Below are 12,546 nucleotides of genomic sequence, written 5' to 3' on the forward strand. Positions count from 1 at the left end.
GAGTTAGAACACTCGCTCTATGGCGGCGTTGTCCCCGAACTCGCCAGCCGTCTCCATGCCGAAGCATTACCTCGGATTTTAGCGGAGTGTACGCCGTGGTTCGATCAACTCAAAGCGGTTGCCGTCACCAATGAACCGGGACTAGGGGTAACCCTCATCGAGGGGGTTACGATGGCAAAAGCTCTGAGTATCTCTCTGGGCATCCCGATCCTCCCGATCAATCATCTCAAAGGACATATCTACTCTCTTTTTATAGAGAAAGAAGCGATTCTCCCCATAACCGTATTGCTCGTTTCGGGCGGTCATACACAACTCATCGAAGTCAATTCGTATCACGAGATGGAGACGGTTGCCACCACGATGGACGACAGTTACGGAGAGAGTTTCGATAAAGTAGCCAAAATGATGCATTTAGGCTATCCTGGGGGGCCATTGATTGAGCAACTCTCCCGCGAGGGGGATGCGTCCCGATTTGCTTTTACCGTCCCTCTCTGGCAATCTCCCCTCATCGCGTTTAGCTATTCGGGGCTAAAAAATCAAGTCCGTTTAGCGGTTGAAGCCAATGACTCATCCGCCTATCCCAACATCGCGAGCGCATTTCAACATACTGCTACCGAGCATCTGATCCAAAAACTCAAAAAGTATTTCAAAACACGCCCTCCAAAGCGTTTCGCTATCGTCGGTGGGGCGAGTGCCAACCTCTATTTACGAGAACGTATTATGGAGTTGTTGAAGCCCCATAAAGCCGAGCTTTTTCTCTCAGAACTGCGCTATTGCTCGGATAACGCCGCTATGATCGGACGTGCCGCACTCGAAGCATACGCAGAGAAAGCATTTGTCTCATCCTCCGACATTACGATCAATCCCCGTTGTAAACTTTAGGAATGCTTAATGCATTACACCTCTTTCATAATTCAGACTTAAATTATCCGATTTAAAATATACTTCTCCTATCAATAACACAAACAACAACAAGGAGCCAATATGGCAACGACAAAATTCAAAGGTACAGACGTAGAACTTTTAGGAAACACCGTAAATGTTGGTGATAAAGCTCCAGAAGTAACGGTTGTAAATTCAGCTGGTTTGGCGGATGTAACAGTAGGCGGCGCTCAAGGTAAAAAACAACTCATCATCGTTGTTCCATCATTGGATACAGGTGTATGTGCAACTGAAACTCGTAACTTCAATGCAAAAGCGGCTGGTCTTAAAGACGTTATCACAACTATCGTATCTCTTGACCTTCCGTTTGCAGCGGGACGTTTTTGCCAAGCAGAAGGTATCGATAATTTGACAGTATGTTCAGATTTCCGTAACAAAGATTTCGCAAACGCATACGGCGTATTGCTCGGCGGTTCTGTTCTTGCAGGTGTAACATGCCGCGCAATCTTCGCAGTAAACGAAGAGGGTGTTGTTACTTATAAAGAGATCGTTCCTGAAATCACTGAAGAGCCTAACTACGAAGCAGCTTTGGCTGCCGTAGCATAAGTTCACCTTCTCTCCTCTACGGAGAGAAACCCTCTTCCTCTTTTTTTAGCGTTAATTACACGTAATACTTATCAATCCGCTCGATTTATCCAATGAATAACTGTATCGTCCATCCAACGTGATCGTAACGCGGGCAAACTCACCGTGATTTCCAATAGATACATTGGTATACGGTGCGGCATTGAGTGGTTTTTGATCCGATTTAAAAGGGGTTGTATGCTTGAAATCGAGAACAATCTGATTCGGATCGCTAAGTGCGAAATGGCGTACTAGCGGGTCGGCTGATTTCAAAGTCAAGTTTTTCCCTTTCGTAAACAACCGAATAAACCCAAAGTTGGCGGCGGAGACACTCTTCGCAGCAGAAGGAGTAGATACTCCCCCTTGTGAAATGGTAATAGGACGATGCCAATCGATACTTTGATCGATAGGGACCTTCTTTTCCTCAAAGCTTCCATCCAAATTTTGTATCGTAAAGGTCACCTCTTTGAGGACTCGCGCCTGATCGGGGAAGGTATAACTTACTGTTCCGATTCGAGGACGTGCATCGGGGATATTCGAGGTCACTTTTTGTTTTTTAGCTTCATCCATAGGCAAAAAGGGATTTTCGCGTGCCATAAGAGGGGATAAAAGTGCCAAAGCAAGACAAAGTGAGTATTTCATATAATCCCCTATCACGGTTGTGAGTCAGCATCAAGCTCTTTGAGCTCAAAATACTGTTTTTGCAAAGAGGCATTCTCAGCTTTTAGCCGTTCAATGTCTTCACTTAGATAATTTTGGTGTTCTTCGAGTTCGAGGAGGACACTCAAAGAGTTATCACCGAAGAAAATAAATCCCATATAGACGCCGACAACCAGAACAATACCCGCCGCCAGGAAAAACTTAGGGGTAGCCAAGCCAAAATAACGTTCGCTTAGGCTCTCCTTTTCCTCACCGAGTAGTGGTTGCTCGTCTTGATGCATCAGTTAAAAAGGGAACTCCCTAAATATTCGCCGTACATTACTTCCGTTTCAATCTCTAACAAACGGTTATATTTTGCTGTACGTTCACCCCGTGCGGTTGATCCGGTTTTGATCTCACCGCAGTTAAGAGCAACTGCAAAATCGGCGATAAATGCGTCTTCACTTTCGCCTGAGCGGTGAGACATAACACATTTGTAGCCGTTGCGTTGTGCAAGGCGGACGGTCAACATCGTCTCAGAAACCGATCCGATTTGGTTCGGTTTGATCAAAATTGCATTGGCGATCTCTTTGTCAATCCCCTCAGCCAAAATGTTAGCATTGGTAACGAACAAATCGTCTCCGACGAGTTGTACTTTGGAACCCAAACGCTCGGTTAGTACTTTCCATCCCGCCCAATCGTCTTCGCTCAAACCGTCTTCGATCGATACGATAGGGTATTTAGCGCAAAGATCGGCGTAATAGTCAACCAACTGCTCAGAGGTAACGGTACGATTTTCTGAATCGAGACGATAGCCCCCTTCCGTCACAAGCTCAGATGCCGCAACATCGAGTGCGATGGCGATTTGTTCACCCGCTTTATAGCCTGCTTTGGCGATCGCTTCCATGATGACTTGGATCGGTTCTTCGTTTGAACTCAAATCAGGAGCAAATCCACCCTCATCACCGAGCGCCGTATTGGCACCGCGATTTTTGAGGATCGATTTTAGGTTATGATACACCTCTGCTGACGCGCGAAGCCCCTCAGAGAAATCGTTGAATCCAACCGGCATAATCATGTACTCTTGGAAATCGACACTGTTGTCCGCGTGGCTTCCGCCGTTGATAATGTTGAGCATCGGAACAGGTAGAACCATAGCATTTGCACCGCCGAGATAGCGATAAAGTGGAATTCCGAGACTTTTTGCCGCCGCACGCGCTACTGCCATAGAGACACCGAGAACAGCGTTCGCACCGAGGTTACCGTAGTTTTCGGTACCGTCAAGCTCTTTCATCACCGCATCTACCATCGCTTGGTTAAACGGACTAAGACCCATGATGGCATCTGCAATTTGCGTATTGACATTCTCAACCGCTTTGAGAACCCCTTTACCCATATAGCGCGCGTCACCGTCACGCAATTCCAACGCTTCGCGTTTACCCGTACTTGCACCGCTCGGCACAACCGCACTTTCACGTGTTCCGTCACTCAACTGAACCGTTGCTTTTACCGTTGGGTTCCCGCGAGAATCCATTACTTCAATTGCACTTACTTCATCAATAAAAATCATTCGTCTACCTCACTTATATCAGATTCATCCATTGCTATGATGCCTGAAACACCCATAGCCGATTTAATTTTTTCTTCGACTTTGCGAGCCAATTCCGGCTCATCTTTGAACTTTTGTTTAACGTTTTCACGCCCTTGACCCAGTTTCACATCTTCGAAACTGAACCATGCACCGCTTTTGTCAATGATGTCTAGTTTGACACCGTAATCGACAAGTTCTCCCTCTTTGGAGATCCCCTCACCGAACATAATATCAAATTCTGCTTGACGAAACGGCGGTGCTACTTTATTTTTGATCACTTTCGCTTTGACACGATTCCCGATTTGACTCTCCCCTTGTTTGAGGGTGGCGATTTTACGCACATCGATACGAACGGATGCGTAGAATTTGAGGGCATTCCCTCCGGTTGTCGTCTCGGGTGAGCCGTATCCCATCGTTCCGATTTTCATACGAATCTGGTTGATAAAGATAATCGTACAGTTCATTTTATGCATGATACCGGTCAATTTACGGAGTGCTTTAGACATAAGTCGCGCTTGAACGCCCACTTGCTGGTCGTTCATCTCCCCTTCGATCTCCACTTTCGGTGTCAATGCCGCTACCGAGTCGATAACGATCAGATCAACCGCCCCGCTACGAACGATCGTCTCGACAATATCGAGAGCCTGTTCGCCGTAATCGGGCTGAGATACGAGTAAATTTTCAACATCAACCCCGAGGTTTTTGGCATACCCGATGTCCAGAGCGTGTTCCGCATCGATAAAGGCGCAAACTCCGCCGTTTTTTTGACATTCAGCCGTAATTTGAAGACTGAGTGTCGTTTTTCCCGAACTCTCCGGTCCGTAGATTTCGATAACACGTCCTTCGGGTACTCCGCCGATACCGAGGGCTAAATCCAAGCCGATCGATCCGGTGCTGATTGCGTTAATAGGTTCAATCTCTTTGTCCCCAAGACGCATCAACGTCCCTTTTCCGAACGTTTTATCGATTTGCTTCATCGCAAGTTCAAGCGATTTTAGTTTATTTGGATCCATCATGCGTGCTCTCCTGAGACTATAGTGTTTTAAAATTGCGTCATAATATGACAAATTGAAATATATTTTTAAAATATGACAAATTGCAATATTAATAATTCGCATTCTGGAATAGAGATATTTTAGCGTTATTTGGTTAAAATTTAATTGATTTGTCTTTATGAATAGGATTTTAAGTGAAAAAAATGGTGATTGCCCACTCCCCCGATGCCGACGACATCTTTATGTATTACGCCATCAAATTCGGATGGGTAAGTAAAGAGAATACGGTTTTTGACAATATCGCATTGGATATTGAAACCCTCAACACCGAAGCGCTCAAAGGGACGTATGACATCAGTGCCATCAGTTTCGGTCTTTACCCTCATATCCGCCATGACTATGCACTGCTTCGCACGGCGGTGAGTTTCGGTCAAGGGTACGGTCCCAAACTGATCCGTAAAAAAGAGACCGTCCTCAAAAAACGGTTCAAAGTAGCCCTCAGCGGAAAATACACCACCAACGCATTGCTCTTTCGTATCGCATACCCCGATGCCAAAATCGTCTATATGAATTTTTTAGAGATTGAACAAGCCGTACTAGAGGGGGTCGTCGATGCGGGTGTTCTCATCCATGAATCGATCTTGGGGTATAACGATGCACTGGAAGTGGAGCGTGAACTCTGGGATGTATGGTGCAGCCTCAGTGGCGGTGATCTCCCCCTCCCGCTGGGCGGTATGGCGATCCGCCGCTCGCTGCCGATCACCTCTGCCATCGAATATGAAAATGTTTTGACCAAAGCGGTTCAAATCGCCCGTGATCACAAAGAGAACCTCTCTAAAATGTTGATGGAGCGCAATCTCGTCCGCATCGACGCTCCGACGTTGGAAAAATATTTGGAACTGTACGCGAACGATGAATCGATCACCCTCAATGAAACCCAATACAAAGCCATCGAACTTTTATTTGAGTTGGGACATAAACACGGCTTTTTCGATACCAAGATTGATCCGAGAGATTTTATGATTCCGTTGGAATACACCGAATTGAGGTACTCATAATATGATGCAGTCAGAATTGATCGGACTTGGGATCGAAACATTTAAAATCGCGTTGATTTTATCGCTTCCGGCATTGCTTGTGGGGATGTTTCTGGGGCTTGCGGTCAGTATCTTTCAGGCGACGACTCAGATCAATGAAGCCACCCTCAGCTTTATCCCCAAAGTGATCGGTATCGTTGTTGTCATCATCCTCACTATGCCGTGGATGATGAATGAGATGCAAGATTTCACGATACGAATGTTCAACTTAATACCTACATTTATGCAATGAATACCAAAACCATCGATTTTTCCAAATTCAGTTCTATTCGTATCGGTCCCGTCGCCCGGGTAGCATTGATCGAAAACGATATTGTCCCCGAAGGACATTTGATCATCGGTGCGGCGAATAACGTCCTTATCTCCCCCACTCCCCCACCGCTCATGATCCTCTCCAAAGAGTATGATTTTATTCGTCTCGAAGATGACGGTCTCCATGTCGGTGCCGCGACACCGGGAGGTCGGGTTGTCTCTTTTTGCAAAAAAAATGACATCGCCCATTTTGAATACCTCTCAAAACTCCCCGGAACCCTCGGCGGTATGCTGAAAATGAACGCGGGGCTCAAAGAGTATGAGATTTTCAACCATCTCATCGCACTGCGAACACAAAGCGGCTGGAAACAAAAAAGTGAGCTTGAATACGGTTATCGCAAAACCTCTATTAATGAAGTGGTTTTTGAAGCGCTCTTTGAAGCCGAGCGCGGATACTCTAGCGAGCGGTATGAGATGTTTAATCAAATGCGTTCCAACCAACCGCATGACCCTAGCGCGGGAAGCTGCTTTAAAAACCCCCCGAATGATTATGCCGGACGCCTTATCGAAGCGGTCGGATTAAAAGGTGTCCGTCGCGGTGCTATGGCATTTAGCGACGTTCATGCTAATTTCCTCGTCAATACGGGGGGCGGAACGTATGAGGATGCTTTGTATTTGATTCACGAAGCACAAACACGCGTCAAAAGAGACTTTGAGATCGATTTACACTGCGAAGTGGTCATCATTAACCAAAAAAATTGACGATTAAATAATATTTTCTATTGACTTTAGTCGTCAACATTCGATAGAATGACGATGAAACTAAAATGCCAAAGGATTTAAGGACACCATGACTGTAAGTTATATCCGTCCCGATAAAGATTTTGACGGTGTCTATGAACAGCTTAAACTAATCAACGGTTATGCCGATCAAAAGAAAATTGTGATCAATGAAGAGCTTATCGATCAAACATCACAAAATAAACGGCTAAGCGAACGTCACGAAGTGGTACGATTTTTTCGATCCCTGAACGGCGATACGTTGATTGTTTACGATACATGGACATTAAGCAGCTGTATCGAAGACGTAGTTCAGATGTTTAGTTGTCTTCTCAAAAATAATAATACGATCCATTTTGTCAAACCGGGCGTTATAATCGACCGCAAAAGTGATACAATGGTTGTGTTAGGTCTTATCGATCAACTCCGTCAGGTGTTGCAAGATGATGCAAAAAAAGGGATCGGTCGTCCCCGAGGTTCTAAATCATCCTCAAAATTCGATATACATTTAGAACAAATTATTGATCTATTGAAAAAGAGAAAAAGCGTCAGCGAGATTGCACGAGTTCTCAGTGTAAGCCGAAGTTCACTCAAAGACTATATTGAATCGCGTGAGCTAAAAGAGGTTGTTAGCGGTATTGTCGGTATCAGCGATGATGTGGATGCCGAAGCAACGGTGATCGGAACCATTCGGTGTCCGATCGATGAATCAACATTATGATGGAGGTCGTATGATGAGTGAAGAAACAGTCTCCCCGAGCGGGAAAGAGTATTTGTCGGGGTGGACACCTTGGCGTATTAAGCGATATTGGTTTTACGGATTAGTTACCGTAATAGCCTTAGTCATTCCATGGATACGAATCGAGGGGAATCACCTCTTTTTGCTTAGCTTCGATAAACTGAAACTCCATTTGATGTTTATCCAGTTTGATATGCAAGAGCTCTATTTGATGCCGTTTTTGCTAATGATTCTTTTCATCGGTATTTTCGGTATCACAGTACTCGGCGGACGGGTATTCTGCGGATGGATGTGTCCTCAAACCATTTTCCGTGTCGTTTACCGTGATTTGATCGAAACCAAACTCTTAGGTTTGCGCAAACGGATCAAAAACAAACAACAAGAGCCCGATTATTCCAAAGTTGAAAACAAAATCAAACGCGTCGTTGCTATTTTGGTATGGACAGGTTTGGCGTTTATCGCAGCCGCGGATTTAATGTGGTATTTCGTACCGCCGGAAGATTTTTTAGCGTATATCCAAAATCCGATGGATCACACGGTATTGATGGGAGCGATCATCGGTATTGTTTTGTTCTTGGTCTATGATGTTATTTTCTTGCAAGAGAACTTTTGTGTCTATGTCTGCCCTTATTCACGTATTCAGTCGGTTTTATACGACGATGATACCGTTATGGCCGTTTACAATCCGAATCGCGGCGGTGAAATCTATAATGAACACAAAGAGAAACTCTTTACAAAACAAAAAGATTTATTGGCTGTCAATACCAATGCTGAGTGTACAACCTGTGAGAGCTGTGTAACGGTTTGCCCGACCCACATCGATATTCGTAAAGGGCTTCAACTAGAGTGTATCAACTGTCTTGAATGTGTCGATGCCTGTACCGAAGTCATGGGTAAATTGGGTAAACCTAGCTTGGTCGAGTGGTCGAGCGAAAAAGAGACCCTTTACATGAAAGGTAAAACTCACTATTTCCGTCCGAAAATTTTGGGCTATATCGCCGTATTGGTCATCGTAAGTATCGTATTGGGAATGATGGGAAGTAAAAAAGAGTATATGCTCCTCAACATTAACAAAGAGAACCGTTTGTACTCCATCCACACCAATGATGAGGGGAAAGTACAAGTTGATAATGCCTATACCTTCTTGTTGCAAAACACGTTAAACGAAGACCATGATTACTATTTTGACATCATCGCTCCTGCAGGGATGGAAGGCAAAATTAAAATCAAAGAGCCAGAAGAAGCGTTCAAAGTAAAACCGGGCGTTGTTAAGAAAAAAGTCGTTGTCCTCTATACCGATGAAATTCTTGTCAATGATGATCGCAAAGATACCGTTATCCCGATCACCATCAAGGCGTATGCGGTAGATGCAAAAGATAAAGTGGTAGTAATACGTCAATCGACCTTTACCTATCCACGTGCGGATATGTTAAAATAAACCTTTCTCAAAGAGGGGAACATCCCCTCTTTTCTCTTTCCCTACTCATTTAGCTACAATACACTCATGAAACACATAGCAATTATCGGCGGCGGCGCATCAGGGCTTATGGCGGCACTCTTTGCGGCACGTAGCGGTGCCAATGTCACCATTTATGAGCACAACAACGCTGTGGGCAAAAAGATACTCGCCTCAGGCAACGGACGATGCAACATCATCAACACCACTGCTACACACGAAGACTATGCGGGAAATGATCCCCATTTTGTTACCTATGCACTTAAACAGCTCAATTTTCACTATTTTGAAAAGTTCTGTCACTCCATCGGGCTCCTGTTGGATATAAAAGAGGACGGCAGATGTTATCCCCTCTCCAATGAAGCGAAATCGGTACTCATTTCCCTCAAAAGTGCCGTGAGTGAAGCAGGCGTCAAAATCATCACTGAGTCCAAAGTGACCGCGATTACTAAAAACGACTCCCATTTCAGCGTCCAAACCGATCAGGGCAAACAACGTTATAACAATGTTTTAATCGCCACAGGAAGTGAAGCGGCTCCGCAACTCGGTGCAACAGCGGACGGCTACACCTTCGCCCGTTCTTTTGGACATGAGATCATCCCAACCTATCCCAGCCTCGTACAGCTCCATCTAAACTCCAAAAACCACCCTAAAATGGCGGGGGTTAAAACAACGGCAGAAGTGACCCTCATCATCGATAACAAAAGGTGCATGAACGTAACAGGGGACATCCTCTTTGCCGCATACGGGATTTCAGGTCTGGCTATCCTCGACGTCAGCCAGAGGGCGTCTCATGCTCTGCTACACAAACAACGCGTTAGCATCTCCCTCAATCTCCTCCCCCGCTATGATAGAGAAGAACTTGTGAATATCATCGAAAGGCTCTTCGCATCCGTCCCAAAACATGACGTTCATACCGCCCTCTGCGGTCTACTTCCCGCTAAAATCATCACCTATCTCCTCGAAGATGCCGCAATAGCGCTCAGCACTACCGTATCTTCCCTCACCCCAAAAGATGTAAAAAAACTAGCCCATTTGATCGGTGAATGGAAATTTGAGGTTGTCGATACCCACGGGTTCAAACACGCCGAAGTAAGCGGCGGCGGTGTCTCTACGGCACAAGTCAATAACAAAACGATGGAATCAAAACTGGTAGAAGGGCTTTATTTTGCGGGTGAAGTTCTCGATATTGTGGGGAAACGTGGGGGATATAATTTTAACTTTGCGTGGGCCAGCGGTATGATCGCCGGCAAGGAGATGGCTAAAAAGTAAAAGATTACTTTGGCAAACGAATAATCATTTATTAGTTTTCATTCAAACATTTTTTCACCCATGACTCTGACAAAAGACGATTTTTATCTTTTGCAGTCAGAGGATGATAGAAATATCCATCTATTTTAAGAGATTCTCTGCAAGATTCTTGTTTTGCATCTTTGTATATACCATCCCCACACATAACAACCAACTCACCCTTCGCTTTTTCCCAACTTTTCCCGGATTCATCTTCATTATCGCATGGTGTTTGAGTTCTACTACCAGGTTCTCCGCAGATCAATTCGTTTTTTGCCCGATTTTTAGCATATACTTTGGCCTGTAGTTGCCCTTCGTAAAAACCATTTGTTGCCCAGTACAGCCATTCTCCGCAAATATGCTCATTTTCCTGTACAAAAAGATATGATCCACAGATTTCTTGTCCTCTCCATAATTGACAACTTTTCCATTCCCCTTCAAATGGATTTTTATCACTTTTATGTATTTTGGCAGCTGCACGTTTATATTGTAAATTCCAAATATGGCTTAGATCTGTAATTCGATTTTCGTATGCCAAGTCAATACAATCTGTATCATTGCAACGATCACGTACATTCTTAAGCCATTTTTTCTGATCTAATTTTATGGCATGCTTGTTCGGTACACTTTTTAAAACTGCTGTATAGGTATCAGACAATATGCTATCAAGCTGCTCTAAGTATGCATTCTCACAAATCATATTTTCAACATCATTCGATGCTTTGGCACAATCAAATCCAGCCCCAAACAAAACTGATGACATTACCAAAATTGCCAAAATAGAAATTTTCATAAAATTGTCCATTGTTTATTTTTACTATTTTATACGAAAAAATCTAAAAGAATGAAAGTCACTAATTGATAGATTCCCGATCAAGTCGGGAATGACGGTGATGCAAGAAACCTATTGAATAATCTTTTGCGCTGTCGCTTTCAACTGCGGAATTTTTTCGCGTATCACTCGCTCTATGATCGCTAAATTCACTCCATCGTAGTCATGAGCGATAAAGACACGAATATCATATATCCCTTTGATGTCATTTTCGTCAAAATGGCGCATTAGCTCTTCATAGCAACAGTTTTTGAGTTTATGAAACTGCTCAGCAATAGCAACTAACAACATCAATAATGCAGGTTGTCCTTCAAAATCACCTAATGCACGAGTTATCGCACCGTGCCGTGCAATGATCGCCTCTATATCCTCTATCTTGTCGATGATCGTTTGAAAGCGAATAATTGCTTCATCATTAAACATAGATAGTCTTTTTGAGGATATGCTCACCGCTACGCCCACGTAATCCTGTCTTATCGGCGAGATCGACGGTACACGAAAACTGGTGTGAAATCTCTTCACGAAGCGCTTGTAAGATACTAAATGCTCTCAGGGGATCGGTATCTTCTACAAAGCGAGGAGTTGTTTCGATCAAAACGTCTATGTCACTGTTTTCGCTCGCTTCATCTCTCGCAAATGATCCGAAAATTCCGTGGATTACAATCCCCTCTTTTTCATGGCTAGGTTTAATACTGCGAAGATACTCTAAAACGGCTTCTTTGGTGATCATTTTAAAACCTTGGGTTTATAACTTTGAATATTATAACAAAAGCAAGTGAAATAGGAGATGGAATAAATGATTTTAGAAAGAGAGAAGAGAACGAGATACCGAATCAAGTTCGGTATGACGTGTAAAGATTACTTTTTAGCTCCGTAACGTTTACGATCACTAGGATCCAACCAACGTTTACGGATACGGATAGTAAGAGGAGTAACTTCAAGAAGTTCATCGTCTTCGATCCACTCTAATGCACGCTCAAGGTTCATATCACGTGGTGGAACGAGTTTAATCGCTTCGTCTGCTCCAGAAGAACGGACGTTTGATTGTGCTTTACCTTTGATCGGGTTAACGTCAAGGTCGTTTGAACGGCTGTGCTCACCGATAATCATCCCTTTGTACACTTTCGTTTGAGGCGCTGTGAAAAGGACACCGCGATCTTGGAGGTTGAACAATGAGTACGCTAACGCAACACCGTCTTCCATAGAGATCAACGCTCCGTATTGGCGACTCTCAACGTTACCGGTGTAAGGACGGAATTCCAAGAAAGAGTGATTCATTACACCCTCACCTTTGGTATCCGTCAAGAATTGACCACGGAAACCGATCAAACCACGAGCAGGAATTTCGAACTCTACGCGAGTAAAGCCC

Annotated in this window: 15 protein-coding genes and 1 pseudogene; 8 read left to right on the forward strand and 8 right to left on the reverse strand. The window is 44.2% G+C overall.

Annotated features, from left to right (window positions below):
• Window positions 1–882 (forward strand): tRNA (adenosine(37)-N6)-threonylcarbamoyltransferase complex transferase subunit TsaD (gene tsaD / locus VFW36_RS05880; RefSeq protein ID WP_329657882.1); only part of this gene is annotated, 882 nt, incomplete at its 5' end.
• Window positions 883–984: 102 nt separating this feature from the next.
• Window positions 985–1,488, forward strand: coding sequence for a thiol peroxidase (gene tpx, locus VFW36_RS05885; protein WP_329657883.1), 504 nt, complete (start codon window positions 985–987; stop codon window positions 1,486–1,488).
• Between the two features lie 51 nt (window positions 1,489–1,539).
• Here the strand turns inward: tpx and VFW36_RS05890 are convergent, their stop codons facing one another.
• The 4 genes from VFW36_RS05890 to recA are packed head-to-tail and all read right to left on the reverse strand — an operon-like array spanning window position 1,540 to window position 4,749.
• Window positions 1,540–2,148 (reverse strand): AMIN domain-containing protein, encoded by a 609-nt coding sequence (locus tag VFW36_RS05890; RefSeq protein WP_329657884.1) that lies wholly within the window; start codon window positions 2,146–2,148, stop codon window positions 1,540–1,542.
• 11 nt (window positions 2,149–2,159) lie between these two features.
• On the reverse strand, window positions 2,160–2,447 hold the full coding sequence (locus tag VFW36_RS05895) for a hypothetical protein (RefSeq protein WP_329657885.1): 288 nt from the start codon (window positions 2,445–2,447) through the stop codon (window positions 2,160–2,162).
• Window positions 2,447–3,715, reverse strand: a complete 1,269-nt coding sequence (gene eno, locus VFW36_RS05900; RefSeq protein ID WP_329657886.1) for a phosphopyruvate hydratase — start codon at window positions 3,713–3,715, stop codon at window positions 2,447–2,449. The genes VFW36_RS05895 and eno overlap by 1 nt, the downstream gene beginning before the upstream one ends.
• A complete protein-coding gene (gene recA / locus VFW36_RS05905; protein ID WP_329657894.1) occupies window positions 3,712–4,749 on the reverse strand; it encodes a recombinase RecA in 1,038 nt (345 codons plus the stop codon). The genes eno and recA overlap by 4 nt, the downstream gene beginning before the upstream one ends.
• Before the next feature lie 176 nt (window positions 4,750–4,925).
• Here recA and VFW36_RS05910 point away from each other — a divergent pair, with 176 nt between their 5' ends.
• The 6 genes from VFW36_RS05910 to VFW36_RS05935 all read left to right on the forward strand — a co-directional run bounded on the left by VFW36_RS05910 (window position 4,926) and on the right by VFW36_RS05935 (window position 10,327).
• Window positions 4,926–5,789: a menaquinone biosynthesis family protein gene (locus VFW36_RS05910; protein WP_329657887.1), complete on the forward strand. Its 864-nt coding sequence runs from the start codon at window positions 4,926–4,928 to the stop codon at window positions 5,787–5,789.
• A 4-nt stretch (window positions 5,790–5,793) separates the two neighbouring features.
• Complete coding sequence (gene fliQ / locus VFW36_RS05915) at window positions 5,794–6,060, forward strand: flagellar biosynthesis protein FliQ (protein WP_329657895.1); 267 nt, start codon at window positions 5,794–5,796, stop codon at window positions 6,058–6,060.
• Window positions 6,057–6,842, forward strand: a complete 786-nt coding sequence (locus VFW36_RS05920) for a UDP-N-acetylmuramate dehydrogenase (RefSeq protein WP_329657888.1) — start codon at window positions 6,057–6,059, stop codon at window positions 6,840–6,842. Before fliQ ends, VFW36_RS05920 begins: the two co-directional genes overlap by 4 nt.
• A gap of 88 nt (window positions 6,843–6,930) precedes the next feature.
• Window positions 6,931–7,581 (forward strand): hypothetical protein, encoded by a 651-nt coding sequence (locus VFW36_RS05925; RefSeq protein ID WP_329657889.1) that lies wholly within the window; start codon window positions 6,931–6,933, stop codon window positions 7,579–7,581.
• 13 nt (window positions 7,582–7,594) lie between these two features.
• Complete coding sequence (ccoG, locus tag VFW36_RS05930) at window positions 7,595–9,037, forward strand: cytochrome c oxidase accessory protein CcoG (protein WP_329657896.1); 1,443 nt, start codon at window positions 7,595–7,597, stop codon at window positions 9,035–9,037.
• 66 nt (window positions 9,038–9,103) lie between these two features.
• Window positions 9,104–10,327 carry an NAD(P)/FAD-dependent oxidoreductase gene (locus VFW36_RS05935; protein ID WP_329657890.1) on the forward strand — a complete coding sequence of 408 codons (1,224 nt, stop codon included), beginning with the start codon at window positions 9,104–9,106 and terminating at the stop codon, window positions 10,325–10,327.
• A gap of 31 nt (window positions 10,328–10,358) precedes the next feature.
• On the opposite strand, the gene VFW36_RS05940 is transcribed toward VFW36_RS05935, so the two are convergent.
• The 4 genes and pseudogenes from VFW36_RS05940 to VFW36_RS05955 all read right to left on the reverse strand — a co-directional run.
• Window positions 10,359–11,138, reverse strand: coding sequence for a hypothetical protein (locus VFW36_RS05940; protein ID WP_329657891.1), 780 nt, complete (start codon window positions 11,136–11,138; stop codon window positions 10,359–10,361).
• 111 nt (window positions 11,139–11,249) lie between these two features.
• Window positions 11,250–11,600: a DUF86 domain-containing protein gene (locus tag VFW36_RS05945; protein ID WP_329657892.1), complete on the reverse strand. Its 351-nt coding sequence runs from the start codon at window positions 11,598–11,600 to the stop codon at window positions 11,250–11,252.
• Window positions 11,593–11,907 (reverse strand): nucleotidyltransferase family protein, encoded by a 315-nt coding sequence (locus VFW36_RS05950; RefSeq protein ID WP_329657893.1) that lies wholly within the window; start codon window positions 11,905–11,907, stop codon window positions 11,593–11,595. The genes VFW36_RS05945 and VFW36_RS05950 overlap by 8 nt, the downstream gene beginning before the upstream one ends.
• 128 nt (window positions 11,908–12,035) lie before the next feature.
• Window positions 12,036–12,546, reverse strand: a pseudogene (locus VFW36_RS05955) (translational GTPase TypA); the annotation flags it as partial.

It is taken from the genome of Sulfuricurvum sp. (genome assembly GCF_036279695.1).
Classification (GTDB): Bacteria; Campylobacterota; Campylobacteria; order Campylobacterales; family Sulfurimonadaceae; genus Sulfuricurvum.

Excerpts from the sequence above, each read along its gene's own strand:
- VFW36_RS05925 (WP_329657889.1), top strand. The coding sequence starts at position 6,931 with ATGACTGTAAGTTATATCCGTCCCGATAAAGATTTTGACGGTGTCTAT.
- VFW36_RS05945 (WP_329657892.1), bottom strand. The coding sequence starts at position 11,600 with ATGTTTAATGATGAAGCAATTATTCGCTTTCAAACGATCATCGACAAG.
- recA (WP_329657894.1), bottom strand. The coding sequence starts at position 4,749 with ATGGATCCAAATAAACTAAAATCGCTTGAACTTGCGATGAAGCAAATC.
- VFW36_RS05920 (WP_329657888.1), top strand. The coding sequence starts at position 6,057 with ATGAATACCAAAACCATCGATTTTTCCAAATTCAGTTCTATTCGTATC.
- VFW36_RS05890 (WP_329657884.1), bottom strand. The coding sequence starts at position 2,148 with ATGAAATACTCACTTTGTCTTGCTTTGGCACTTTTATCCCCTCTTATG.
- VFW36_RS05895 (WP_329657885.1), bottom strand. The coding sequence starts at position 2,447 with ATGCATCAAGACGAGCAACCACTACTCGGTGAGGAAAAGGAGAGCCTA.
- ccoG (WP_329657896.1), top strand. The coding sequence starts at position 7,595 with ATGAGTGAAGAAACAGTCTCCCCGAGCGGGAAAGAGTATTTGTCGGGG.
- VFW36_RS05935 (WP_329657890.1), top strand. The coding sequence starts at position 9,104 with ATGAAACACATAGCAATTATCGGCGGCGGCGCATCAGGGCTTATGGCG.
- VFW36_RS05940 (WP_329657891.1), bottom strand. The coding sequence starts at position 11,138 with ATGAAAATTTCTATTTTGGCAATTTTGGTAATGTCATCAGTTTTGTTT.
- eno (WP_329657886.1), bottom strand. The coding sequence starts at position 3,715 with ATGATTTTTATTGATGAAGTAAGTGCAATTGAAGTAATGGATTCTCGC.
- fliQ (WP_329657895.1), top strand. The coding sequence starts at position 5,794 with ATGCAGTCAGAATTGATCGGACTTGGGATCGAAACATTTAAAATCGCG.
- tpx (WP_329657883.1), top strand. The coding sequence starts at position 985 with ATGGCAACGACAAAATTCAAAGGTACAGACGTAGAACTTTTAGGAAAC.
- VFW36_RS05950 (WP_329657893.1), bottom strand. The coding sequence starts at position 11,907 with ATGATCACCAAAGAAGCCGTTTTAGAGTATCTTCGCAGTATTAAACCT.